This window comes from Bacteroidota bacterium (assembly GCA_020402865.1).
GTDB lineage: Bacteria > Bacteroidota > Bacteroidia > Palsa-965 > Palsa-965.
In genome coordinates this window covers 1-26,403 of sequence record JADBYT010000002.1, presented here as the reverse complement: position 1 = coordinate 26,403, position 26,403 = coordinate 1, and the positions used below count along the sequence as shown (strand labels likewise).

Sequence of the window (26,403 nt, the reverse complement as noted above, 5' to 3'; positions counted from 1 at the left end):
TCCGCAATTTCTGTCGGTCAAACGCGCCAAAACCTGTAATTTCGCAGCCGTGAAAAGAATTGCCGTGTTTGCATCCGGCTCAGGCTCCAATGCCCGTGCACTGATGCAGTTTTTCGAGTTCCATCCTGATGCGCAGGTTACACTGCTCGTGTGCAACAATGCCAATGCCGGCGTGCTTGATATCGCACGCGAAAACGGCGTAGAGATTCTGCTTGTGGATCGTGAACTTTTTTACGATCACCGCTCGGTTTCGGAAGAACTCAAAGTACGCGGCATTGATCTTATTGTGCTGGCCGGTTTCCTCTGGTTAGTGCCGCCAGTGCTAGTGAAAGATTTTGCAGGCCGTATTATAAACATTCATCCTGCGCTGCTGCCCAAATTTGGCGGCAAGGGCATGTACGGCAGGCATGTGCATCGTGCCGTAGTGGAAGCTGGCGAAACGGAAAGCGGCATTACCATTCATTTCGTAAATGAACATTTCGACGAAGGCAGCCACATTGCACAATTTACATGCCCCGTGTTTGCTGATGATACCGCCGAAACACTTGCCAGCCGAGTGCTTCAGCTCGAACACGAGTACTATCCGAAAGTGGTGGAAAAAGTGCTAGCACAACTGTAAGCTGGCAGGTCTTTATTCACTCATCATAAACTGAAGGTTATTCATTAACCGCTTCGAAGCGGCTTGCTGCCTTGCTTTGTTTATATTTGATAGATGAAAAAGATTCTGCTCCTCGCCGCTTTATTTGGCAGTATGGCTACCACCATATTTGCACAAACCGTATTTACCGGCAAGCCCATGTACCAGATTGTGACCAAACGTTCGGGCAACTATCTTGGTACGATTACAGTAGAATTATTCCCGGCTATTGCGCCCTTGCACACGGCCAATTTCGATAGTCTGGTAAGTACACTATTTTACGACAGCACCGCATTTCACCGCGTTATTCCCGGCTTTATGATACAGGGTGGTGATCCGAATTCGCGCAGCGGGCCACGTTCTACCTGGGGCTATGGCGACCCGAGCCAGCCCACCGTGAATGCCGAATTTACCGCCGCACGCCATGTGCGCGGCATCCTCTCTGCCGCACGCGACACGGGCATTAACAGCGCCAATTCACAGTTCTTTATTTGTGTGGCGGCCGCATCGTGGCTTAACAATCAATATTCAGTTTACGGGCGCGTAGTTTCGGGAATGGATATTGTGGATACTATTGTTTCCGAGCCACGCGATGCGCTCGACAATCCGTATCAGAAAATAGAAATGTTCATCACCTACGCCGGCTCAAACGATACGCTGGCCACGGTTCCGGTGCCCAATCTGCCCGCCAACCATTCGTTTTCCACCTCGCCCAACCGTGTGCTGCGCTGGGACGCACAAAGCGACGGAATCATCTACCACGTAGAAGTATCAACCGATTCAACCTTCGCCACCACCTACCGCTCGGTTGATGTGGGCATTAACCAATACACCGTTACCGGACTCACCGCCGGAAACAAATACTACTGGCGCGTACGCAGCAACAACGGCGGCGATACCAGTGCGTATTCCGTAGTGTGGGATTTTTCAGTTTCGGCGGTGGGACTGGATGAGTCGCCGCAACTAAACCCGGTTCAGGTGTTCCCGAATCCGGGTAACGGGATATTTGTATTTAAAGGCATACAGCCCGGCAGTGTGCTTACCGTTTATGATATACGAGGCCGCGAAATAATGCACCAATACGTAAATACTGAAACATGCGCTGTTGATTTGAGCGGGATTGAAAAAGGTGTTTATGTTTTTGCGGTGAGTGATGAGCGGGGATTGACGGGTATGGGGAAGTTGGTGGTTGAGTAAGTACAAATCTGAAGATGAAAAAAAACGGGAACATTGCCTTACAATGCTCCCGTTTCAGTTTTACACAGTATGTGGGCCATGTAGGATTTGAACCTACGACCAACGGATTATGAGTCCGCTGCTCTAACCGCTGAGCTAATGGCCCGTTGCACACAAGTGGTTTACCAGAGTGCGGGCTGCAAAAATAACAGAAATCACTTCGGTAAGAAAAACTTTCGTCAGGTAAAATAAACCAGAGGGGCTTTACGACTGTTCCAATACGTAATTTTACTCCTTCTTATGCGAACAGGTCCGCCCATAATGGGCATTCTTATATTTCTGGCCATTCTGCTTCTGGTTGACTGGTATGTGTTTACAGGCATCCGCCCGCTCACCGCCGGGCTCGAAGCACGCACACGCAAAATAATTCATTGGTCGTACTGGGTTATAAATATCGGGCTGTTTGCCTGGTTTATACTCGGCTTTTTTGTGGTTGGCGACAGCGGGAGGCAAGCCATGCCGCGGTCGTTTATGACGTTTATGGGTATCTGGCTGCTGTTTTTTGTACCAAAACTCATTTTCAGTGTTTTTCTGCTGGGTGAAGATATTTACCGCCTGTTTCATGGCGGATATGCGTTGATAAACAATGCAGTATCTGAAACGCCCATGCAGGTGGGACAAAGCCGGCGTAAGTTCATCGGGCTTATTGCTGCTGGTGTAGCGGCTATTCCTTTTGTGGGCATTCTGCATGGCATGAGCCGTGGTAAATTCCGCTTTACCGTGCGCCGCGAGGATATCTGGCTGCCTGATCTGCCCGAAGCTTTCGATGGATTTACCATCACCCAGCTTTCCGATATCCACGTGGGCAGCTTTGACCCTGAAAGCGACCGCAAGGCAGTGGAAGAAGGTATTGCACTTGCCAACGCTCAGAAAAGCGATTTATTCGTGTTTACCGGCGACCTTGTAAACAACATGTCCTCGGAAATGGAGCCATGGATAAACAGTTTCAGCAAACTTCGCGCACCTTACGGACAATTCTCCATCCTCGGCAATCATGATTACGGCGACTATGTGGGCTGGGAGTCCGCCACGGCAAAAGAAGCCAACATGCAAAGGCTTTATGCCATACATGGCGAAATTGGCTTCAAACTCATGCGCAATGAGCATACTGTAATTGAGAAAGACGGTCAGCAGCTTTTTCTGCTTGGTGTAGAAAACTGGGGGCATGGTTTCGGGCAGCGCGGCGATCTTGATAAGGCTTTACAGCAGGTGCCTGAAAATGCGTTTAAAGTCCTTCTTTCACACGATCCCTCGCATTTCGACCATGTAGTGAGTGAGCACAAAACGCCCGTGCATCTCACGCTTTCCGGACATACGCACGGCATGCAGTTTGGTATTGAAATTCCCGGCGTGAAATTCAGTCCCGTTCAATTCCGCTACCCGCACTGGGCCGGATTGTATCACGAAACGCGTCGCTACCTGTATGTAAACCGTGGTTTTGGCTTCCTCGCATTTCCCGGGCGTGTGGGCATTTGGCCCGAAGTGGCTGTGCTTACGCTTCGTCGCGGAAAGGCTCCGGAAAAAGCCTAACCCACCCGAAATCCGATCACCAGCATATCATCCGTTTGCTCCGGTAAACCACCGCCGGGCAACGGCGTATTCATCCACGCACTAATGGCTTTTTCTACTGCTTCGCCCTGTGCTGCCATGGGCAGATGTGCGTGCTGAAGCAATACTTCCTGCAGCCTTTTATACTTGAATTTCTTGCCCTTGGGCCCGCCAAACTGATCAGCAATGCCGTCGGAAAAAAGGTAAAACCGGTCGCCGGGCTCAAGTGCTATGCGATGTGAGGTAAACGGACGGGCTTCCTCGCTGTGGCGGCCAATGGGCTGCTTATCGCCTTTGATGATTGTGAGCTGCCCGTTGCGGATTAAATACAACGGATGATTGGCTCCGGCAAACTCAAGCCAGTTATCCTGTAAATTAATAGCGCACATCGACATATCCATGCCATCGCGCAGTGCAGTCACGTGGTAACGTTGTTTGAGTGTATTCAGCAACTCGTTGTTGACGTAGCCCAACGCCTCAGCCACACTGTTTACGCCTGGTGCCGTGCGTGTTTGGTTGAGCAGCGTATGCCCGATAATACTCATGAATGCGCCCGGCACACCATGCCCGGTGCAATCAACCGCAGCCACAATTTTTAATTGATGCGGTGTGGCACCACCCGGAGGCGTGGTGATTACCTGCGTAGCCCAGTAAAAATCGCCGCTCACAATATCCTTGGGCTTATAGAACACGAAATGTTCCGGCAGTACTTCGCCCAACTCTTCATCTGTAGGCAAAATCGACTCCTGAATTTTGCGGGCGTAAGTAATACTGTCGGTAATATCTCTGTTCTTCTGCTCAATTTCGGTGGCCTGATGCTGAATTTCAAGCTCCATACGCAAACGTTCACGTATATCGCGCGCATAAATTACAATAGCCGGCCTTCCTGCAAACGGCGCTACCCGCGCACTGCACTCAACCGGAATCACCTCGCCCGATTTGGTAATGAGCGGAAGATCGCTGAAAATAAGTCCTTTCTTCTCCCACACATCCGCTACAAGCATTGAGCTTCGCTGCACATTATGAGCCTCCACAAGATCAAAGAAGCGTTTGTCGTGCAGGTCGTTCCACGTATAACCCAACAGTTTTTCAGTACCCGGATTCGATTGCAAAATTTTTCCGTCGGCAATATCAATAACCAGTATTGAATCATTGGCCAGCTCTACAATGCTTTTGAAATTATCATTCCCTTCGCCGTTTTTCTCCTGCTTCGCCTGTAGCCTTACAATGCGCAGCAGAAGTATAATCACTACAACCACAAAAAAAACAAGTACCAGTGCCAGTAATTCAGGATAACTCAACATACAATAGTTACCGGTTATAGTTTGTCGATAATAGGAAAGATAAGTTCCGGATTTAGAAACTCCCCCACTTTATCTGGACGTGAAACATACAATACTTTACCCGATTTATCAATAAGAAATGAGGCCGGCAACGGAATGCCTTCTTCGTATTTCTCCGCAAATTCATTTCCGTATTCCTCAAGCTGTACACCATATTTCATGGCTGTGCGCTGCCCCTCATCGGCCAGCACATGGAAGCTAAGCCCGAGGCGCTGCACCATTTCTTTATTCACTCCCGTAGGGTCAGGCCCTATCGACAAAACATGAATGTTCTTTCTTCGCAGCCGCTCAGCCTCGCGCTGATAGGCCCTGAGCATAATGTGACATCCCGGACACCAGTCGCCGCGCACAAACACAAGCAGCAAATGCGTTTTATCTTTAAAATCGCTAAGATTTACTTTATTCCCGTTTTCATCACTCAACTCAAAATCGGGCGCCTGACTGTTTACCGCTACCTGATAGGCTTTAGGCTGTCCGGGTTTCAGCTGTTTACCATCTTTAAGAATGCCCCGCATGATTACCAGTGCAAACAACCACACCGGAACAGCAAAAATCCATACATAAACATGCTGTGATTCCAAAGCTGCCGGCATAAATAACGCCAGTGAAAACACAAGCATCAACGGCTCAAACCAAAGCTTGTTTACATACCTGAATACCTTAAAAAACAGCATGCGCCCGTAAGTGGCAAGCGCGGCAAAAAGCATGGAAGCACTAAACAATACCATTCCCGGCATACGCTTCTCGCCCAGCACTACACCCAGCACCATGGCCGAAAGTATAAGGGTAAACGATTGCAACGGGCCCGTAAAACGCGAAAAATCTTTGGCTGTAATAAAATACGCTGCACAAGCCGGAATTGCACACACATAAACCGGCACACCCGCCAACGCCAGCATTAACGCAGCAGGTGCAAGCAATAAACTTATCCACGTAAAGTAGGGCTGCCGGTTCATTTAATGTGTTGAGGAATAATCTCTCCCATGCAAAGAAACCAATTTCGACTGATTTTGTTTTGCATTAATTTAGCAGCCCTATGATTCGTAATCTGATATTTGACCTTGGCGGCGTGCTGCTTAACCTCGATTTTGAAGCTACCGCAAGCAGTTTCCGGGCATTGGGGCTGCACAATTTCGACGAACTCTATACTCAGGCCAGGCAAACCGGGTTTTTCGACGAATTCGACAAAGGCAATATTTCTCCGGCCCAATTCAGAAACGAGCTCCGCAAACACCTGCCGCCGCATACCAGCGATGATGCTATTGACACTGCATGGAATGCCATGCTGCTCAACCTCCCTGCCGAACGTCTTGAACTGCTGCAAAACCTGCGTAAAAAATACAAACTCTACCTGCTCAGCAATACCAACGAAATTCATGTTAGCGCATTCTCAGATTACCTGCAGCAAACCTTCGGGTTCCCCGATTTCAGCAATTACTTTGATCAATGGTATTACTCCTGCCGCATGGGTATGCGAAAACCCGACGAAGAATTCTTCCGCAAAGTAATGAACGACCACGGGCTGAAAGCCGAAGAAACATTATTTATCGATGATTCTAAACAACATGTAACCGGTGCAGCCCGCACCGGCATTAAAGCCGTGTGGCTTGAACCCGGCCAAACCGTATTTACGCTGCTCGAACAGGGCGTATATTAAACTCTTTACCTGCTAAAAAACGAAAAGCGCCGGAGTTGTTCCGGCGCTTTTCGTTAGGTTAAAAAACAATGTTATTGTTTAATTACTTTCTGTGTGGTGGTTCCTTCGGATGTAATCAGTGTGAGGTGATACACACCAACCGGCAAATCGCGCAAACTGATGTCGGTTTGTACGCCGGTAAGCTGAACACTGCTCACCTGCTGGCCGAGTGAATTGTACATAATCACCGATACAGGCCCGCTCCACATGCTGTACACCAGCGTTACCCTGTCATCGGCCGGGTTCGGATACAGTGTAAACGAAACGGTATTACCTGTGCTTTCATTCACACCCGCACACGGATCCACATACATCAGATCAGTAGCGGTGTTGGCACAGCCGGTTACCGGATCAGTATATGAATAGGTGATCTGGATAAGTCCGGTGCCCGAATTCATGGGGTCAAACTGCCCGGCCACCACACCCTGACCGCTGTATGTGCCGCCGGCCGGAATACCACCGCCGAGGGCAAACGGAGCCTCGCCGCTGCACACAGTGTCGCTACTCAGGGCAAAACTTACCGCGGGCAAAGCGTTCACCTGTACGGTAATGGTGTCGGTTGATGAACAGCCGTTGCTGGTGGTGCCGGTTACCGTATAGGTTGTGGTTGATGCAGGTGTGGATGAAACAGACGAACCGCCGAGGTTGCCCGGAATCCAGCTGTACACATCAGCACCTACGGCATTGAGTGTAACCGCATCGCCGGCACAAATAACCGTGTTGTTTGCAAATGCACTTACAACCGGCGCAGTGCCTACGTTTACTGTGGCTGTAGTAGTGGCTGTACATCCGTTTGCATCAGTTGCAGTTACAGTGTATGTAGTGGTTACCGAGGGTGCCACAACGAGCGAATCGTTGCTTACGTTGCCCGGCTGCCACAGGTAATTTGCCGCACCACCTGCCACCAGTGTGGCTGTGGTTCCCTGACAAATGCTGAGCGGTTGAGGCTGCACAAACAACGCCGGTGCAGGCAATACTGTCACCAGCACAGTAGCCGTACTGCTGCAGTTGCCGCTTATGCCGGTTACGGTGTAAGTTGTAGTAGCCTGAGGCGATACCGCCACCACAGCACCCGTCAGGTTGCCCGGCTGCCAGATGTACGACGAGGCCCCCGATGCACTAAGCGTAGTTGAGCCGCCCGCACACACAACACTTTGCAGCGCCGAAGCCGTTACTACAGGCGACGGACTCACCGTTACCGTTATGGTTGAGGTGGACGAACAGTTGCCCGTAGTGCCGGTTACCGTGTATGTGGTCGTTGCTGCAGGATTCACGGTAACGCTGCTGTCACTCAGGTTGCCCGGCATCCACAAATAACTTGCAGCCCCTGTAGCAAACAGCTGCGTAGTTCCGCCCGAACAGATCTGCGTGTTGCCGCTCAACAGCACTACCGGCAATGGTGTTACCAAAATAGACTGTACCGCCGTAGCCGAACAGCCAAGCGAATCGACACCGGTTACCGTGTATGTGGTATTCACTGCAGGTGATACAGAAACTGAAGCCCCGCTCAAATTACCGGGCATCCACGTATAGCTAGCTGCTCCCGAAGCAGTAAGCTGCGAACTGCTTCCAGCACATATCACACCATCGCCCGTAATTGTAATTACCGGCACAGCATTCACATTCACCGAAACAGTAACTGTATTTGTACAACCATTGCTGCCGGTGCCTGTTACCGTGTAAGTAGTATTTACCGTGGGGGCAACGGTTACGCTGCTGCCACTCAGGTTGCCCGGCTGCCACACATAACTTGCCGCGCCGCTGGCCGTAAGCGTGGCCGAACCGCCCGCACACACACTGCCGCCACCAAGCACCACCACGCTGGGCGCTGCATTGGTTGTTACTGTTACCGTTTGCGTGCCCGAACAGGTACCGCTTATGCCAGTTACGGTATAAGTAGTTGTTGCTGCCGGCGTTACATTAATGCTGCTGCCGCTCAGGTTGCCCGGCTGCCAGGTGTATGAGCTGGCACCTGTGGCCGTAAGCGTGGTGCTGCTTCCCGCGCACACACTGCTCTGCGCAGCCGATGCAAACAACGGCAACGATGAGTTTACGGTAACAGTAACTGTAGCCGTTGCGCTGCAGCTGCCATTTATACCCGTTACCGTGTAAGTAGTGGTGGCCGAAGGCGTAACCGTAATGCTGCTTCCGCTCAGGTTGCCCGGCATCCAGGTATAAGCTGCGGCGCCGCTGGCTGTAAGCGTGGTAGAACCACCCGTACATACCGACGATTGTGCCGCCACTGCCGTAACTACCGGCGATGATGAAACAGTGAGTACATACAATAACGTATCGCTGCATGTGCCGTTTGTTCCTGCAACTGTGTAGGTGGTAGTAACAAGCGGTGCTACTGTTACACTGCTTCCGGTAAAGTTGCCCGGCTGCCAGGTGTATGAACTTGCTCCCAAAGCCGTAAGTGTGGCCGGACTACCCGAACATACAGAGGCCGGTCCGGCTACTGTTACTGCGGGAACGCTCAATACCGTTACCGCAAATGTGCCTGTGGTAGTACAACCCGCTGCGGTGAGTCCGGTTACAGTGTATGTGGTGTTGGTTGAAGGAATGGTTGAAATGCTGCTGCCGGTTAAATTACCCGGTTGCCACGTATAGCTTGCTGCACCGGTTGCTGTGAGTGTAACCGCGCTTCCGGCACACACGCTTGATGAGCCGCTAACTGTTACAGGCGCTACCGGATTTACCGTTATGCTAACCGTTGCAGAAGTTTGGCAGCTTCCGTCAACACCCGTTACCGTATATGTGGTAGTAACTGAAGGCGTAACCACCACACTGCTTCCGCTGAGGTTGCCCGGCATCCAGATGTATGAACTTGCACCCGATGCAGTAAGTGTTACTGTTCCGCCCGGACAAACTGACGACGACGAAGCGGTGGCTGTAACTGTGGGCGTGGGTGCAACTGTTACAGCCACTGTGGCTGTGTTGCTGCATCCGGCGCTCACACCGGTAACGGTGTAGGTGCTGTTTGAAAGTGGTGTTACAGTTAATGTATTTCCGGGGAAGTTGCCGGGCTGCCAGGTGTATGAAGTTGCACCCGAAGCCGTAAACGTAACCGGCGAACCCGCACACACCGACGCAGGCCCCGTAGCCGTAACTACCGGAATCGGCTGCACGGTTACAAGCACGGTTTGTGTGGCTGTACATCCGTTCACCGAAGTGCCGGTAACCGTGTAGGTAGTGGTTGATGAAGGTGTAAGTGTAACCGATGCAGTGGTAAGGTTACCCGGCATCCACACATAACTTGCCGCACCCGATGCGGTGAGCGTGGTGCTGCTGCCGGCGCAAACAGAGGTTGCTCCGCTCACCGTTACCGGCGAAGCAGGCGACACGGTTACAGCTACCGTAGCTGTGGACGAGCAGCTGCCGTTTACGCCAGTTACTGTGTATGTTGTAGTGGTTGCAGGTGTTACACTAACCGAAGCGCCGGTTAAGTTGCCGGGCATCCAGGTATATGAAGCAGCGCCGTTAGCCGTAAGTGTTACAGGACTGCCGCTGCACACCGTACTTTGTGACGCGGTGGCTGTTACCGTGGGTGTGGGCGCAATGGTTACGGCAAAGGTTTGTGTGGATGTACAGATGCCGTTACTGCCGGTTACCGTGTAAGTAGTGGCCGATGCAGGCGATACAGTTACCGAACTTCCGGGGAAGTTGCCCGGCTGCCACACATAACTTGCCGCACCGGTAGCCGTTAATGTGGTTGATCCACCGCTGCAGATTACACTATTGCCCGTTACCGAAACGGTAGGCGTAGTTTGTACACTGAGCGCCACAGTAGCCGTAGCCGCACAGCCGCTGGCCGCTGTACCGGTTACAGTATAAGTAGTAGCCGAAACCGGTGATACACTTACACTGCTGCCGCTCAGGTTGCCGGGCTGCCACGTGTAGGTAGCCGCGCCGGTAGCGGTTAACGTTACCGGCGAACCCGTGCAGGCCACCGTTTGCGAAGCAGTAGCCGCAACTACAGGCGCCGCATTCACGGTTACGGTTACTGTTTGCGTGGCGCTGCAGCTTCCGGTGGTGCCGGTTATGGTGTAGGTAGTGGTTGATGAAGGTGTAACTGTTACACTGGCTCCGGTTAAGTTGCCCGGCTGCCAGGTATAGGTTACCGCGCCGTTGGCCGTAAGCGTAGTGGTGCTGCCGGCGCAAAGTGTAGTATTACCACTCACTGTAACGGTGGGCGGATTGATAACGGTAATTGTGGTGGTTGATGTGGCGGTGCAACCATTGCTGCCGGTACCGGTAACCGTATAGGTAGTAGTTGATGCCGGTGTAACAGCAACTGATGCGCCGCTGAGGTTGCCGGGCATCCAGTTGTAGGTTACTGCGCCTGTGGCCGAAACAGTAGTGGTAGCACCCGTGCAAATGGTTTGCGATGCCGATGCGGCCACTGCGGGCAGCGGATTAACTGTTACTGTAATTGTTTGCGTAGCTGTGCAGCTTCCGGTAGTGCCGGTAATGGTGTAGGTAGTGGTGGCCAACGGTGTTACCGTTACACTGCTGCCACTGAGGTTGCCCGGCTGCCAGAGATACGAGGTAGCTCCCGTAGCAGTGAGTGTAGTACTGCTGCCCGCGCAAACTGTGGTGTTGCCGCTAAGCGAAACAGCCGGCGAGGGAGCAACAGTGATGGTTACAAAATCAGTATCGTTGCAGCTTCCGTTTGAACCGATTACGGTGTAGGTAGTTGTTACAGCAGGACTCACACTCACTGATGCGCCGGTGAGGTTGCCGGGTGTCCACGCATAGGTGGCTGCGCCGCTGGCCGTTAGCGTAGTGCTGTTGCCCGAGCAAATGTTTGCTGCTGATGCAGAAACGCTCACCGCCGGCGGAGTGGTTACTGTGATGGTAATGGTTGATGAGCTTGAGCACGAACCCGATGTGCCGGTTACCGTGTAGGTGGTAGTAGCCGTAGGCGCCACGCTGAGTGTAGCTCCCGATGTATTGCCCGGCTGCCAGTTGTAGGTACTTGCGCCCGATGCGGTAAGCGTTACGTTGGTGCCCGGGCAAATGTTGTTTTGCGATGCCGTAAGCGATACTGATCCTGCGGCAATTACTGTTACGGTTACTGTGCCGGTGTTAGAGCAACCATTGCTGTTGGTACCGGTTACGGTATAAGTAGTAGTAGCTGTGGGCGATGCCGTGGGCGACTGAATGTTTGAAATGTTCAGACTTCCGCCCGGCGACCAGAGGTAGCTGGTGGCGCCCGTAGCATTAAGCGTAACCGAGCCCGACTGGCAAATGGTGGTGGATGAAGCCGAAGCCGTTACCGTGGGCAAAGGCAACACCGTTACCGTTACCGTAGCCACCGCCGAACATGCGCCCGATGTGCCCGTTACCGTATAAGTTGTGGTACCGCCGGGTGTAACCGAAATAGTGTTGCCGCTCAGGTTGCCCGGCTGCCAGGTATAGCTGGCCGCTCCCGTGGCTGTAAGCGTGGTGGAAGCACCGGCACAAACCGATGCCGACGAAGCCGTGGCCGAAACAGCAAAGGCCGAAATTGTAAATATGGCGTTGCTCTGGTCGGTGCGGGTGTTGTTTGCCGCATCAGTCACGCGTATCAGGCAGTTGCTGGATAAGTTGTTGGGCACTGTCCAGGTAAACGAGCAGTTGGGACCGGGCGAGGAGAAGCTGGTGGCTACCGGCAGCCACGAACTGCCACCGTTTACCGAATACTCGATATTATATACTCCTGATGTGCCCTGTGCACTCCACTGTATGGTTTGCTGGCTGCACGCCACCCAGTTCTCGCCGCCGTTGGGCGCTGTAATTACCACGTTGGCGGTTGACGAAGAAATGGCGAATGTACCGTCGCTGATATCTTGCTTACAGGTATTCTGGTTGTCGGTTACGCGTACCAGACAGTTGGTAGAAAGTGTGGCGGGCACTGTCCATGCAAAGGTGTTGGTGGTAATGAGTGTATTGAACACAATCGAAATCCAGCTTGAACCGCCGTTTATCGAGTAATCAATATTGTAGAAGTTGGAAACACCGTTTGATGTCCATGCAATGTTCAGTGTTTGTCCGGCAAATACCGCCACGTTGTTCGACGGGTTGGTAACAATGATGGCCGGGAACATGGTAAACACGTTGTTGCTGATGTCCATTTTGGTAGGCACAGCAGCATCACTCACACGCACCAGACAAATTGCCGAGTTTACGTGCGGAATGGTCCAGGAATAGGTGCAGTTGGGTCCGCTTGCAGCAAACGAAGAAATTACGGTTACCCAGTTCTGTCCGTTATCAAGCGAATACTCAATACGGAAACTGCCCGATGTACCGTAGGCTGTCCACGTTACACTCGACACCGTACATCCGCCCCAGTTCTCACCGCCGTTTGGCGAGGTAACCGTAATGGCAGGTACAATACTGAAGTTTACGTTGCTGATATCGTTTACTGCAGGGCTTGTGTTATCACGCACACGTACACGGCACTGGTTGCTCAGGGTGTTGGGCACAGTCCAGTTGTATGTGCCGGCAGTAGTGTTTACGGCCGATACAATGTTTGTCCAAGTAGCCCCGCCATCGGTTGAATAGTCAATGGCTACAAACGGCGAGGTTACAAACTGGCTTGTCCAGTTAATGGCATATACACCGCCCACACCCCAAAGCACACTCGTATTTGGCGAAGTAACCGTAATTACCGGCGCCGGTGCCTGAATGGTAAATACCGCATCACTCACATCGCTGCGGCAGGTGGCGTTGGCATCGCGCACACGCACCAGACATTGCGCGCTGGGTGTGTTGGGCACTGTCCAGGTGAAGTTGGCCGGGCTCGTCGAGAAATTGGCAGTAGTAATGCTTGTCCACGAAGCGCCGTTGTCTGTTGAATATTCTATATTAAACAACGTTGTAGTACCGCTGTAAGCCCACGAAATAGTGCGTGTGGCCGGACTGCCCACCTGCCATATTTCGCCGCCGTTGGGCGAAGTAATGGCTATGTAGGGTACCTGATTTATGGTAAATACATTGTTGCTGGCATCCAGCACCGTGGGGTTGTTTACCGATACCACACGTACAAGACATTGCGAACTGGTGGGAATGTTGTTGGGCACTGTCCAGCTAAACGGACTTGCCGTAACCGTGGTTATGGTTGTCCAGGTGGCACCGTTATCGGCAGAATACTCAAGCCTGAAATTACCCGTTACAAACTGGCTGCTCCACGAAATACTATACGCCACACAACTGTTCCATAATTCACCTCCGTTAGGGCTTGTAAGTGTAATGGCCGGCACAGGCGTAGCAATGGTAAAGTTTACATTGCTTATATCAAAAATGGTTGCCGGATTGAGAGTGCTTTTTACACGTACAAGTGCTGTTGTGCTTGGAGTATTCGGAATGGTCCAGCTCCAGCTTCCTGTAGAGGTATTAATGCTTGATAAAAGTGTTGTCCAGGTTGAGCCGTTGTCAGTTGAATAATCAATTGACACAAACGGATCGGTTACATAAAGCGATGACCAGTTGATGGAATAAGACTGGCCGATAAACCACGTTACCGCAGTGTTTGGCGATGTAACCGTAATGGTAGGCGTAGGCGGTTGTATGGTAAATACCGCATTGCTCTGGTCGCCGCGGCAGGTGGCATTGGCATCGCGCACACGCACCAGACATTGTGTGCTGGGTGTGTTAGGAATGGTCCAGGTGTAGCTGGCCGGGCTCGACGAGAAGGTTGTGGTGATGATGCTTGACCATGTTACACCATTATCCGTTGAATAGTCAATGGTAAACAACGTAGTAGTGCCGCTGTAGGCCCAGGTAATGGTTTGCGTGTTGGGGTTACCCACCTGCCAGTTTTCGCCACCGTTAGGCGACGTGATGGCCACATAAGGTACCTGGTTAATCGTAAACACCGCATTGCTTACATCAAGCACAGCCGGATTGCTAACCGATACCACACGAACAAGGCATTGCGAACTGGTAGCTATTGTTCCGGGTGGCTGCCACGTGTAGGGGCTGCCTGTTACGGTTACTATGGTTGTCCATGTCAACCCGTTATCGGTAGAATAGTCGATGCGGAAGTTACCTGTTACAAACTGGCTTGTCCATGAAATACCATAGTTCACACAAGTATTCCAGTTTTCGCCACCGTTTGGCGAGGTGAGTGTAATGGTAGATATTGGCGGCGCTATGGTAAATGTAACGTTGCTTACATCAAAAATGGTTGTCGGATTGATTGTGCTTCGCACACGTACAAGCGCAGTGGTGCTGGGCGTGTTGGGCACAGTCCAGCTCCAGCTGCCTGTAGAAGTATTTACACTTGATACAATGGTGGCCCATGTAGAGCCATTGTCTGTCGAATACTCAACCGACACAAACGGATCGGTTACAAACTGGCTGCTCCATGAAATAGAATAGGTTTGCCCCACATACCAAGTTACCGCCGTATTGGGCGATGTAACCGTAATGGTTGGCGTGGGAGCCTGTATGGTAAATACGTTGTTGCTCTGATCGGCACGGCAGGTGGCGTTGGCATCGCGCACACGCACCAGACACTGTGTGCTTGGTGTGTTTGGAATAGTCCAGGTGTAGCTGGCCGGACTTGTATTGAAGTTGGTGGTAATGATTGTACTCCACGTAACACCGTTATCTGTTGAATAGTCAATTGTAAACAGCGTAGTTGTTCCGCTGTAAGCCCAGGTAATAACCTGTGAGTTGGGATTGCCCACCTGCCACACTTCGCCGCCATTGGGTGAGTTGAGTGCTATATAGGGAATCTGGTTAATGGTAAATACTGCATTGCTGGCATCCAGCACAGCAGGGTTGTTTACCGATACAACACGAATAAGACACTGCGTGCTGGTAGGAATATTGTTAGGTACCTGCCAGCTAAACGGGCCCGATGATACTGTAGTAATCGTGTTCCACGAAGAACCGTTATCGTCCGAATATTCGAGACGGAAATTACCCGTTACAAACTGACTGGTCCAGCTTATACTGTAATTGACACAACTGTTCCACGACTCGCCACCGTTTGGTGAAAGAAGTGTAATTGAGGGAACCGGTGTGGCAATCGTGAAGTCGATATTACTAACATCAAAAATAGTAGTCGGGTTAGCAGTGCTTCTTACCCGTACATAAGCTGCCGTGCTGGGTGTGTTGGGTACAGTCCACGAATAAGAACCTGCACCAATATTCACCGCCGAAATAATATTTATCCACGTTGCCCCGCTGTCGATTGAATAATCGATGGCTACAAACGGATCTGTTACAAACTGACTGCTCCAGCTTATGGAGTAATTCTGCCCGATAAACCATGTTACGGCCGTGTTGGGCGAGGTAACCGTAATAGTAGGCGTAGGCGGCTGAATGGTGAAGATTGCATCGCTCTGATCGGCGCGGCAGGTGTTGTTGGCATCGCGCACCCGCACCAGACACTGTGTACTGGGTGCGTTGGGGATCGTCCAGGTATAGTTGGCCGGGCTGCTGGAGAACGTGGCAGTGGTAATACTGTTCCATGTTACCCCGTTGTCAGTCGAGTAATCGAGTGTAAAAAGTGTAGTGGTTCCGCTGTAGGCCCACGAAATGGTGCGTGTAGCGGGGTTCCCCACCTGCCAAACCTCACCGCCATTGGGCGATGTAATGGCAATAAACTGGATCTGGTTGATTGTGAAACTTGCGTTGCTGATGTCTGTAATGGCTGGATTGCTTACAGACGATACGCGGATAAGGCATTGCGTGCTGGTTGGAATATTGTTGGGTACCTGCCAGCTGAAAGGGCTTGCTGACACAGTGGTAATCAATGTCCACGTTGAACCACCATCGGCCGAATATTCCAAACGGAAGTTGCCGGTTACGTTGCTTGATGTCCACGAGATATTGTAATTGGAGCAACTGTTCCAGGTTTCACCTCCGTTTGGCGAGGTTACAGTAATTACCGATACCGGCACGGCAATGGTGAAATTCACATTGCTTACATCAAAAATGGTGGTGGGGTTGGCTGCATCTTTCACACGTACCAGACATTGTGTGCTGGGTGTGTTGGGTACGGTCCAGGTAAACGAACCATTGTTGTTGGTGGAGGAGGTGACTACACTCCAGGTAGTTCCGTTGTCGGTCGAATAATCAATTCCCACAAACGGGTTAGTTACATACTGGCTGGTCCAGGTAATGCTGTATGAACTTCCCACAAAGAACGTGGTAGCTGTGTTTGGATTGGTAACGGTAATTACCGGCGTAGGTGCAAGCAGCGAAAACGGATTGTCGCTCACGTCTGAACGGCAGAGGTTGTTGGCATCACTCACCCGCACCAGACACAATGCGGCAGGCGTGTTGGGCAGTGTCCATGTAAAGCTTGCCGGACTGCTTGATACCGTTACCGACGACATAATTATATTCCATGTAGCCCCGTTATCTGTCGAATATTCAATGCGGAACGTGTTCGTGGTGCCAGACCATGCCCAGGTAATGGCGCGGGTGGCGGGGTTTCCAATCTGCCAGCTTTCTCCGCCGTTGGGCGATGTAATGGCCACATACTGCACCTGATTAATGGTAAAGGTGGCATTGCTCACATCAAATACCGAAGGGTTGCTGGCCGATGATACGCGGATCAGGCACTGCGAACTGGTGGCAATGGTATTGGGCACCTGCCAGATATAGCCAGACCCGGATACGTTGTTTACTATGGTTGACCAGCTTCCGCCGTTGTTGAGCGAGTATTCAATGTTGTAGTTGCCGGTAACAAATGTGTTGGTCCAGTTAATGTTGTAGCTGAGACAGGTGCTCCATGTTTCACCGCCGTTGGGTGTGCTTATATTGATGGTGGGCACCGGCACGGCAATGGTAAAGTTTACGTTGCTGATATCGAAGGTTGAGGGGTTCGCTGCATCCTTCACACGCACACGGGCCTGGCTGCTGGGGGTGTTGGGCACGGTCCAGTTGTAGGAGCCGCTGTTGTTGGTGGAGGTGGTAATTACCGTCCATGTTGTTCCTCCGTCAGTTGAATAATCAATGGCGACAAACGGGTTGGTGACATACTGGCTTGTCCATTGAATGGTGTTTGAATAACCCACGTACCACGTAACAGCCGTGTTTGGGCTGGTTACGGTAATTTGAGGCGTGGGGGCCACGATGGTAAAGAGGTTGTCACTCACATCGGCCATGCAGGGCGTATTGTTATCGCGCACACGCACCAGACACTGCGAACTGGGTGTATTGGGAATTGTCCACGTATAGCTGCCGCTGGTGGCCGAAACCGAATTGCTGATTACGGTCCACGAGTTACCGGCATCAATGGAATACTCAATGGTTACAAACGAGCTGGTTCCGCTGGCCACCCAGGTAATCTGCTGCGTGGCGGGGTTACCCACCTGCCAGCTTTCGCCACCGTTGGGTGCAGTTACACGAACGGCCGCATTAATGGTAAATACGGCGTTGCTCTGGTCAACCACCGTGTTGTTGTAACTGTCATACACACGGATCAGGCAGGTGGTTGACTGTACGTTGGGTACGGTCCAGTTTAAGCTGGTGGCGTTGAGAAAGGTGGCTATTGAAGCCCATGTTACGCCGTTGTTTGTAGAATAATCCACATTGTAAAACCCCGATGTGCCGGTAGCAGTCCACGAAATGGTACGCTGAGCGCAGGCCGGCCATATTTCGCTGCCGTTGGGAGAGGTTACTGTTACGGTTTGCGCATTCACACGGGTTGCAAATCCGGCCACACATAACAAGAGCAGGAGTAAGAATTTTTTCATCCTAAAAAGTTTTGATTCGGGGTACGGCGAAGGGGGCGTTTTGCCGGACAGTAATAATCGCGCAAATGTAGTGCAACCTGTTTAATTGGCAGGTCCATTTGAGTAATTTGTCGGTCTAAATGATTAGCCGGGGATTAGATTTTTGTCTGATTTTCAAAATTTCGCGGGCTTAATTCACTTGCCACGTCATACAATCTGAGTAATATTTGCAACGATCAACACTGCCATGAATTTCGCCCTGCATCTCACCCGCCTGCTCGTAACCGGATTAACCGCCCTGCTGCTGTCGCTGGCCAGCATTCTTTTTTTCTATTATTCCTGCTCGCTGGCTTTTGTACAGCAGCACTATTACCTCTCGGCCATAATACTGAGTGTGAGTGTAGTTATGTTGTTTTTATGGCTCAATTACCGGCTCACGCGTTTCATTGCAGGCCAACTCCCTTCCAAGCCGGAAATTAAAACAGCATTACTGGCTGCACAGATTTGCTTTGGCTTGTCAATAGCTGTAATTGGAGTAAACTATTACCTGCAATATGCCGCCAGTCTCAATGCCGTAATTGTGAATATTGAGCAGTACACCGGCAGCAAAGCGGAGGGCAAAACACTTTGCCTGCACCTGAGCAATTATTCAACCCGCCCCGATTTACTGCTGCGTGAAGTAAATACGCTCAACGGCAGTACCGAAACCGACGATAAGATACGCACCTACGTTTACGACGAAGCGGTATTTGTAATGCCCGCCACCGTGCCGGGCTACAGCCGCTTTTCAGTGGCGCTTTCACTCACGCAAAGCAACGAGGCCGACCGCAAAGCGCGCCGCAGCGGCAGCTCACCGGCAGATTGGGAAAACCGTTTTCGAAATTACAGCCCTGCCTCACAGCAATATTTTGAAATTGAAACCGGTAACCGGGCAAACACACTGGCTGCTGCGTTGAAAGAAAAGAACAAGCCGCTGTTGCTGCTTACGGCACTTGACGAAAGTCCTGAAATAACCCGCTCAAAATTCGGCAGCCGCGTATTTTCAGTGGCAGCTGCCCTGTTGGGTGTGTCGCTGCTGGTTACCGGCTGGGCGGCATTTCGCCGCAGTTAACAGGCATTTACTTAAATTCCTTATACGCTGCCGGCACATCAAACACCGAAAGCGAAACTGTTTTCTTTTCAATACGCGTCACTTCCAGCCGCCCCACCTCTTTCCCCGCCGCATCATATTTCACCGCCAGAAACGGAAAGGATCCGTCTTTTACAGGCAACGCCAGATAATGCGTCGAAAAATCTTCCCGGCGGTTGAGCAGTTCAAGCATCGGCACAAAAAAAGTAAACCGCCCCGGCGACACATAATAGTGAATGGATGAATTGTCGGCCGGATTTTTTACAATGTGCTGATTGCACCTGTAGCCGAAAAGCGCTTTGGTTTCCTTTGTGCTGCTTACACTAAGGCCCGACGGAACGGTTGGCTTTCCGGTTTTTTCTCTACGGCCCCAGGTTTTACGCTCGTGGTTGAGGTAAAGCATACTGCCTTCTTTCAGATTCAGCAAAAAACTGCCGTCAATGCGGTGTGTGCGCGGATTGATCTCGTCGATACGCACCATACTGCCTTTTACCGAATACATGTAGTTGACTGTATCGGTAAGCGATTGTTTTTTGAATTCGATTACCCCTTCGAAACTTTGCCCGGCGGCAAAGGCGGCGGTAAGCATGCATAGCATGAAAAGAGAATTCCGGATCATGGCAGGTGGATGTGTTGAGGTAACGAATTTACGAAAACGCGGCAGTGAATTTTATCTGTTTACATCACACAAATAATTTGCAAAACGGGTATTCCGGAAGTTAACTTCGTGAAATGAGCACGAAGGAAACGGGAAACAGGGGAGAAATGCTCGCCGCCATTTACCTGCAGCAGCAGGGCTATGAGGTTATCTGCACCAACTGGCAGTTTCTTCATCTGGAAATTGACGTAGTGGCCCGTTACAAGGAATTTCTGGTAATTGTGGAGGTAAAAACCCGAACTTCAGCCTTCTGGGGCGAACCCGAAACCTTCGTAAGTCTCGCCAAACAAAAGAAACTCATCCGTGCCGCCGCTCTTTATCTCGACCAGCACCGGCTTGATCTTGAAGTGCGTTTTGACGTGGTGGGTATCCTCGGCACCGGAACCGATGCCCGCATTACGCATATTGCCGATGCATTTCAGCCTCTGGTGAAATAAAAAACACTTACACACACAACCTGAACCGGATCAGGCAATTTCCGGGTAAAGCGTAAAAACCAGATCCGACTGGAAATATTCTTTGGTGTTCACATTGAGAAGTGTAAGCTTATTCCCGGCTTTACACCCCTGATCAACATTCCAGAGGTGATATAAATTTAGCGGATCAGTATGCCCCGCATACTTCGGCGTTTGCGTGTGGCCGATAAATACTTCGCTGAATCCGTTCAGATCAGCCGGCGCACCTGTTTCATTACGGTAACATTTCAGCATCATCGAGAAATAATCGCGGCTGCCATAAAACATCCACGAAGGCTGAACGGCCAATGGCTCTGAGGGATTGTAGCCCGCGTGTACAAACAAACGATTGCACTCATCCACAAAATAATCGCGCTGGTTTTCGAAAAAGCGCAGGTGTCGTTTATCGTCTTCTTTCTCCTTGCGTAAATAATCGCGCGTCGTTACATCGCCTCCAAACTCAGGCCAGTAAGTATCATACCGCCCGGTTTTCAGCCAGTCGTAAAGCCAGCAATCGTGGTTACCGCGAATCGCAATCAGGTTTTTCACCTTCATCAGCTCCTCCACACACGCCACCGCATCGGGCCAGCCATCCACCACATCGCCTATTTGAATCAGCCGGTCATTTTCATAATCAAATCCGGCCCGCTCAAGCACTTGTTTCATGGCACGATATGCGCCGTGAATGTCTCCAAGAACGTACGTTTTCATAACAACGCAATTATACCACTTTTGCATACACTTCAACCATAACTTACTGCGAAAAAAACCAACTCCTAATCATTAGTATTCTGCGCCTGCACAATAAAAAACGATAATGCACGTTAGAGGCTGTCAGCACAGAAATTTTTACTCCACACCCATAAAATCAGCTGCACTGTGAAACCAGTTTGCGTACTTCTCACCCTTTCGTTTTTTACACTGCTGTTCAACAAAGTACAGGCCCAGCCCGATACAATTATCGTTTACAGCATCTACACACAAAATATTGACACCATACTTCCCGTGGCATTCAATCCGAATACCACATCAGATAACACATCTTCGTCTGCAGGTACACTTGGCAATCAGGTTCCGTTAAGCTTAACTCCGCCCGTTGCAAACCTGTTTGCCAATACCAATTTCAGCGATATAGCCCCCGTCAATTTGTTTTTCAATGCTACCGATTATCCAGCACGAACCGCTACACGTCTGTTTTATTACAACAACGGCGTACTGGCCGGCTGTTGCTCTGGAATAATGGTGAGCAAGGATTTTGTACTTACCGCCGGGCATTGTGCCTATAACATTGTCGGTCAGAGCTGGGATTACGACAGTATGCTGGTTGCACCGGCCTTTCACAACGGAACCGTTCAGCCCTCAATGCCTGTTTCTGCTGTTGAAAAGGTCTATTTATTTAAAACATTTTATGAAAATACAGGATGGGATGATATTGCGCTGCTGCAACTGAAACAGCCAATCGGCCTGCAAACCGGCTGGGTCGGAATGGCATTCAACAACGACACAAGCTATTTTAACGGACGCGTATTTCATAAATTAAGCTATCCCGGCGTTGTAAGTCCGTTCGACAGTACAAAAGTGTATAACGGCGATACGCTTTATTACAACTACGGCTACATTAACAATCTGCTACCCGATAATTTAGGTGTAACAGGGCCGCAGGTACAAGGTATTCCGGGCCAGAGCGGCAGTTCGCTTTTTTTCACAGACAACACAGATTACTATTCGTTTGGAGTATTTATTTTCAGTACCCATTACAGGCATTATAAGATCAGTCAGCATGTGTTCTATCAACTCAAAAATATAATTGATAACTATGCAACGGGGCTACCGGAATCGCCGCCGGAAGAAAACAAAGTAATTGTATATCCTAATCCCTTGAACGCCTCTGCAACAATACGATTAGGAGCGGCAGTCAGTGATGCAAACCTGTTTCTCTTTAATGCGCAGGGGGAAAAAGTAAAATACATACCGCATATTTCGGGACAGGAGATTTTGTTTACACGAGACGGATTAGCGGATGGACTTTATTTTATGCAGATTACTCAGGGTGAAAAAGTAATTGCCACAGGCTCGCTGATAATTGCGAACTAAGGGAGCGATGCCAGCTTAACTATATTTTTAAGAAACTTAAGTGCTATTATTTCCTCCGTAATACAAAAATCGTATCGTGCTTTACGGGTAATATGCGTTGCACGGCATACGTTTTTTTAACCTCGTAATTCGGGAAACGCTGTGAACTTACAATATATACGTCATCCTTTACCCACCACCAGCTTTTTTCACCTTCCGGCCAGCCCTCAATAGGTTTATACCAGCCGTTGTATTCAAATCCACCATCAATTTCGGCGGCGGTCACTCCTTGAGCATGCAATGCCGTTAATGCCCGCCATCTCGTGTTTTGCCATTCGAAATAGTCACGCACTTCGATTACCGAAATACTGAAGAGAAAAACGCCGGAAAGCAACGCCACGATAACCGACTTACGAGTAAAAACGAATTGCTCCTGCGGAATGAGCAACAGAAGCAGCATTAATGCTAAAGGAATAGAATAGCGGTCAAAATAGGCATCACTTACAGCAACAAAAAAGTAAAAAGTAAGCGCTACGGCAAGCAATGCCAGCGGAAGAAAACGACCAGCCGAAGCACATGCACTTTTACGGAACAAGACGTACACCCCCGCCAGAAACACCGAAATAGTGCCCAGCACAAGCTGAATGAGGCGCACGGTTTCCAGCCAACCTCCGGCACGATGCATCTCCCCTGTCTTTACTACTTGCGGGCCGCACTCCAGTACAAGATTGATGTTCCCGCAGGGATAAATATCCCATCCCCACGAAATAAAATAACCCATGAGAAGCAAAACCGGTACACTATATAATATATGCCTGAGCTTTGGCCGTACACCTGAAAAAATCAACACCAGCAATAGCGGCAACATAAGCAATCCAAGCACAATTAAACTATCGCCCGCATGAATGAAGTGATTTCTTGTGGGAGCTGTGCTAAGGTAATTGAGCAAATCGCCGGAATACTTAATACCATGCGGAACATGATTGGCGGTAAGAAAATGCCTGTATTTATCATGGGCAAGCCATACAAGTACAGGCGGAAGGAAAATGAGAAACAGCTTTTTCCACCACTTCATATTTATTGTAAACAAACTCGCCGAAAGCAACGATACAAACAAACCATGCTGCCGGTTGAGTACGGCCACCACGCAAAAAAACGCAAACAACACATACCACACCAGCTTTGGGTGTTGCAGATAAAGCACCAGAAAACGAATTGCAAAAATCACCATCGACACAAAGAACATGTCGGTCATGTAGGTGAATGAAAGCTCAAGCATCATCGGATTGAAGAAAAATACGACCACCGCAAACAGCGCAAACCACTTATTGCATCCCGATACATCTTCAATTGTGCGCTTAAGTGTTAACGAAGCAATAACAACAAGCACCAGCACAGACATACGCAACGTAACAAAAGAAAATCCGAATACGCTCACCACGCCAGAAGCATAGAGGGTTTGCGAAACCAGATTCATGGCAGGCCATGTGTCAACTACAAACTTGTTTTGCTGTGTCAGGTTATATACGTTTTTCGCATATGACCAGTCGTCGTTTACCGGATACTCACCAAACGGAGATACAAGGAGCAGGGCCAGCAGCCAAAGCAACAATAATAACACATCGCTGCCGTGAACTTCAGATTTCAGTTTTTTCCACATAGATTCAGCCAGGATCCGATTGGCCGGATCAACTTATATTCGTTTCTTTGGGTTTATCAATGAACGCGCAAAATAATCAATCTCACCGACTCCGGATCATTTACGAAATGGGTTTTCCTGCGCTGGTGTTTTTGAGCGGACTGATTTATTTCTGCCTTCGCATACTCGGCTTCGGACTAGAGTACATTCCGGGCGATCTCGGCGATTCGCGCTTTATCAATTTCCTGCTCGAGCATGGTCATCAATGGATCAGTGGCAAGGAAACATCGTTCTGGAACGCCGGCTTTATGTACCCGTTTCAAAATTCAATTGCCCTTTCCGACAATATGCTTGGCTCCTTGCCTCTTTACTCGGTTTGGCGTTTTGCAGGCTTCGATATTGAAACCGCTTACCAGCTATGGTGGCTTACCGTTTGTACGCTCAATTTCTGGATTTGCTACCTCGTGCTGCGGAAATGGAATCAACCGGTATTGCTGGCGGCAGTGCTGGCGTGGTTATTTGCCTTCAGCATATTCAATATCGGACAATTGAATTACATGCAAATGATTGTGCGCTTTATGGTTCCGGTTGCTTTTTACGCCGCATTCCGCATGGTCAGTACGCCCTCACGCAAGTATCTGCTGCTGTATCTTTTTGCCATTGCCGCACAATTGTATCTTGTCATGTACACTGGAATTTACCTGCTTTATTTCAGTCTGCTTTTTATTGCTGTGTATGCTTTTATGGCAAAGAAATTTGACCATCTGAAATTCTATTTCCGCAAAGAGCAGCTGCTGTTTACCGGCATCGCATCGCTTGCATTTCTGGTACTGATTGGCTTGCTGCTGCTGCCTTACCACGAAATGAGCAAAACTGTAGGGCTGCGTCTGTACCGCGAAGTTGCGCCCAATCTTCCTGCATTGTGCTCGTACCTGCTGCCACACGAAAGCAGTGTGCCCTGGAATTTCCTTTCGGCGCCCATGCAACGCGGACTTGGCGAATACTGGCTGCACTATCTTTTTCCGGGCATTATTCTTTTCGTTACACTGCTTGCAGCCCCCATTCATCTTGCATATACGCGCTATAAACGTGTGCAGGTGAAACCGGAAATAAAAGCACTGCTGCTTTGTATTTTTCTTATTGCACTGCTGCATATCCATTGGGGCAACGGTATTTCGCTTTACGCCGCCATCTTTAAACTCCCGGGCATGAACAGCATTCGTGTACCCGTGCGTTTTATGCATGTTGAGCTGTTTCTGCTTGTTGTTGCGCTTGGCTATTTTCTGCGCAACCTGCGCCCGGCTCTTGTGCTGCCACTCTTCCTGCTTGTTTTTGCCGATAATCTGTTCATCGCCACATCCATTCCACGCACACAGAAAAAAGACCTCACAGCACGGCGTGAAATACTCCGCAACACAATTGTGAAACAAAACAGCAGTAGCAAAAAAATACTGGCCGTTACAGACACATCGCAAGCCGCGTACATTACGCACCTCGATGCCATGCTTGCGGCACAGTCGCTGGGTATGAAAACAATTAACGGCTATTCCAGCTACTGCCCCGATAGTTTCGACGAATTTTTCACCCGCTGCAATAATCAGGGACTTGATAAATGGCTTGCGTATTCGAATATTTCGCGAGAAGAGGTGCTGATAATTGACCGAAATACTGGCAGCAGCGGGCATTGAAGAGTAAGCGGATCCTCCTGTTACATCCATCCAGAATCAGGCAAAACGGACAAATTGATGCTTACGCGATCATTAACAGATTGACATCCACTCTCTCAAACGCCCCCGATACACGCCATTTCCCGGCCTAAATGCGTATCTTTGCAGCCAGATTTCACATCTCATGAAAAAATCGTTCGGCAGAAAGCCGTCATCCGGTGGTTCCGGAAAATCATTTGCCGGGGGTAAAAAGCCCTACGGGAAATCCTCAAAATCAACCGGCGGCGATCGCTTCGGCAAGTCCGACAAGCCTTTCCGCAAGTCATCTTCCGGCTTTGGTGGTGATGATAAACCACGTCGCAGCTACGGCAACGACGAGGAAAAACCGCGCCGCAAATTCAACGACGATAAGCCTTACGGAAAATCTTCATACGGCAGCGACAAACCAAAACGCAGCTACAGCAGCGACGAGGAAAAACCGCGCCGCAAATTCAACGACGATAAGCCTTACGGAAAATCTTCATACGGCAGCGACAAACCAAAACGCAGCTACGGCAGCGATGATGAAAAGCCGCGCCGCAAATTCAACGACGATAAGCCTTACGGAAAATCTTCATACGGCAGCGACAAACCAAAACGCAGCT

Annotated in this window: 15 protein-coding genes and 1 tRNA gene; 9 read left to right on the top strand and 7 right to left on the bottom strand. The window is 50.1% G+C overall.

The window, feature by feature from the left end:
- The first annotated feature begins 49 nt into the window (after window positions 1-49).
- The gene (gene purN / locus IM638_01175; protein ID MCA6361624.1) at window positions 50-619 is read left to right on the top strand and encodes a phosphoribosylglycinamide formyltransferase; all 570 of its coding nucleotides are present in this window, start codon (window positions 50-52) and stop codon (window positions 617-619) included.
- 93 nt (window positions 620-712) lie between these two features.
- Window positions 713-1,834 (top strand): peptidylprolyl isomerase, encoded by a 1,122-nt coding sequence (locus tag IM638_01170; protein ID MCA6361623.1) that lies wholly within the window; start codon window positions 713-715, stop codon window positions 1,832-1,834.
- Window positions 1,835-1,906: 72 nt separating this feature from the next.
- Here the strand turns inward: IM638_01170 and IM638_01165 are convergent.
- Window positions 1,907-1,979 (bottom strand) — tRNA-Ile (locus IM638_01165).
- A gap of 155 nt (window positions 1,980-2,134) precedes the next feature.
- Here IM638_01165 and IM638_01160 point away from each other — a divergent pair.
- Window positions 2,135-3,403, top strand: coding sequence for a metallophosphoesterase (locus tag IM638_01160; GenBank protein MCA6361622.1), 1,269 nt, complete (start codon window positions 2,135-2,137; stop codon window positions 3,401-3,403).
- Here the strand turns inward: IM638_01160 and IM638_01155 are convergent.
- The gene (locus tag IM638_01155) at window positions 3,400-4,725 is read right to left on the bottom strand and encodes a SpoIIE family protein phosphatase (protein ID MCA6361621.1); all 1,326 of its coding nucleotides are present in this window, start codon (window positions 4,723-4,725) and stop codon (window positions 3,400-3,402) included. The genes IM638_01160 and IM638_01155 overlap by 4 nt on opposite strands.
- Window positions 4,726-4,739: 14 nt before the next feature.
- A complete protein-coding gene (locus tag IM638_01150; GenBank protein MCA6361620.1) occupies window positions 4,740-5,720 on the bottom strand; it encodes a redoxin domain-containing protein in 981 nt (326 codons plus the stop codon).
- 80 nt (window positions 5,721-5,800) lie between these two features.
- Between IM638_01150 and IM638_01145 the strand changes: the two genes are divergently transcribed.
- Window positions 5,801-6,421, top strand: a complete 621-nt coding sequence (locus tag IM638_01145; protein MCA6361619.1) for an HAD family phosphatase — start codon at window positions 5,801-5,803, stop codon at window positions 6,419-6,421.
- 71 nt (window positions 6,422-6,492) lie between these two features.
- On the opposite strand, the gene IM638_01140 is transcribed toward IM638_01145, so the two are convergent.
- Entirely contained in the window at window positions 6,493-18,159 is an 11,667-nt protein-coding gene (locus tag IM638_01140) for a T9SS type A sorting domain-containing protein (GenBank protein ID MCA6361618.1), read from the bottom strand.
- A 226-nt stretch (window positions 18,160-18,385) separates the two neighbouring features.
- Between IM638_01140 and IM638_01135 the strand changes: the two genes are divergently transcribed.
- Window positions 18,386-19,249, top strand: a complete 864-nt coding sequence (locus IM638_01135; GenBank protein MCA6361617.1) for a hypothetical protein — start codon at window positions 18,386-18,388, stop codon at window positions 19,247-19,249.
- A gap of 7 nt (window positions 19,250-19,256) precedes the next feature.
- On the opposite strand, the gene IM638_01130 is transcribed toward IM638_01135, so the two are convergent.
- On the bottom strand, window positions 19,257-19,856 hold the full coding sequence (locus IM638_01130; protein MCA6361616.1) for a DUF4412 domain-containing protein: 600 nt from the start codon (window positions 19,854-19,856) through the stop codon (window positions 19,257-19,259).
- Window positions 19,857-19,999: 143 nt separating this feature from the next.
- On the opposite strand from IM638_01130, the gene IM638_01125 reads away from it, so the two are divergent.
- Window positions 20,000-20,362, top strand: a complete 363-nt coding sequence (locus tag IM638_01125) for a YraN family protein (protein ID MCA6361615.1) — start codon at window positions 20,000-20,002, stop codon at window positions 20,360-20,362.
- A 30-nt stretch (window positions 20,363-20,392) separates the two neighbouring features.
- On the opposite strand, the gene IM638_01120 is transcribed toward IM638_01125, so the two are convergent.
- Window positions 20,393-21,091: a metallophosphoesterase gene (locus IM638_01120; GenBank protein MCA6361614.1), complete on the bottom strand. Its 699-nt coding sequence runs from the start codon at window positions 21,089-21,091 to the stop codon at window positions 20,393-20,395.
- A 168-nt stretch (window positions 21,092-21,259) separates the two neighbouring features.
- Here IM638_01120 and IM638_01115 point away from each other — a divergent pair, with 168 nt between their 5' ends.
- Entirely contained in the window at window positions 21,260-22,474 is a 1,215-nt protein-coding gene (locus IM638_01115) for a trypsin-like serine protease (protein ID MCA6361613.1), read from the top strand.
- A gap of 46 nt (window positions 22,475-22,520) precedes the next feature.
- Here the strand turns inward: IM638_01115 and IM638_01110 are convergent, their stop codons facing one another.
- Window positions 22,521-24,113, bottom strand: coding sequence for a glycosyltransferase family 39 protein (locus IM638_01110; GenBank protein ID MCA6361612.1), 1,593 nt, complete (start codon window positions 24,111-24,113; stop codon window positions 22,521-22,523).
- A gap of 107 nt (window positions 24,114-24,220) precedes the next feature.
- Here IM638_01110 and IM638_01105 point away from each other — a divergent pair, with 107 nt between their 5' ends.
- Window positions 24,221-25,780, top strand: coding sequence for a hypothetical protein (locus IM638_01105; protein ID MCA6361611.1), 1,560 nt, complete (start codon window positions 24,221-24,223; stop codon window positions 25,778-25,780).
- Window positions 25,781-25,943: 163 nt separating this feature from the next.
- On the top strand, window positions 25,944-26,403 hold a 460-nt coding region (locus IM638_01100; GenBank protein MCA6361610.1), incomplete at its 3' end, for a hypothetical protein.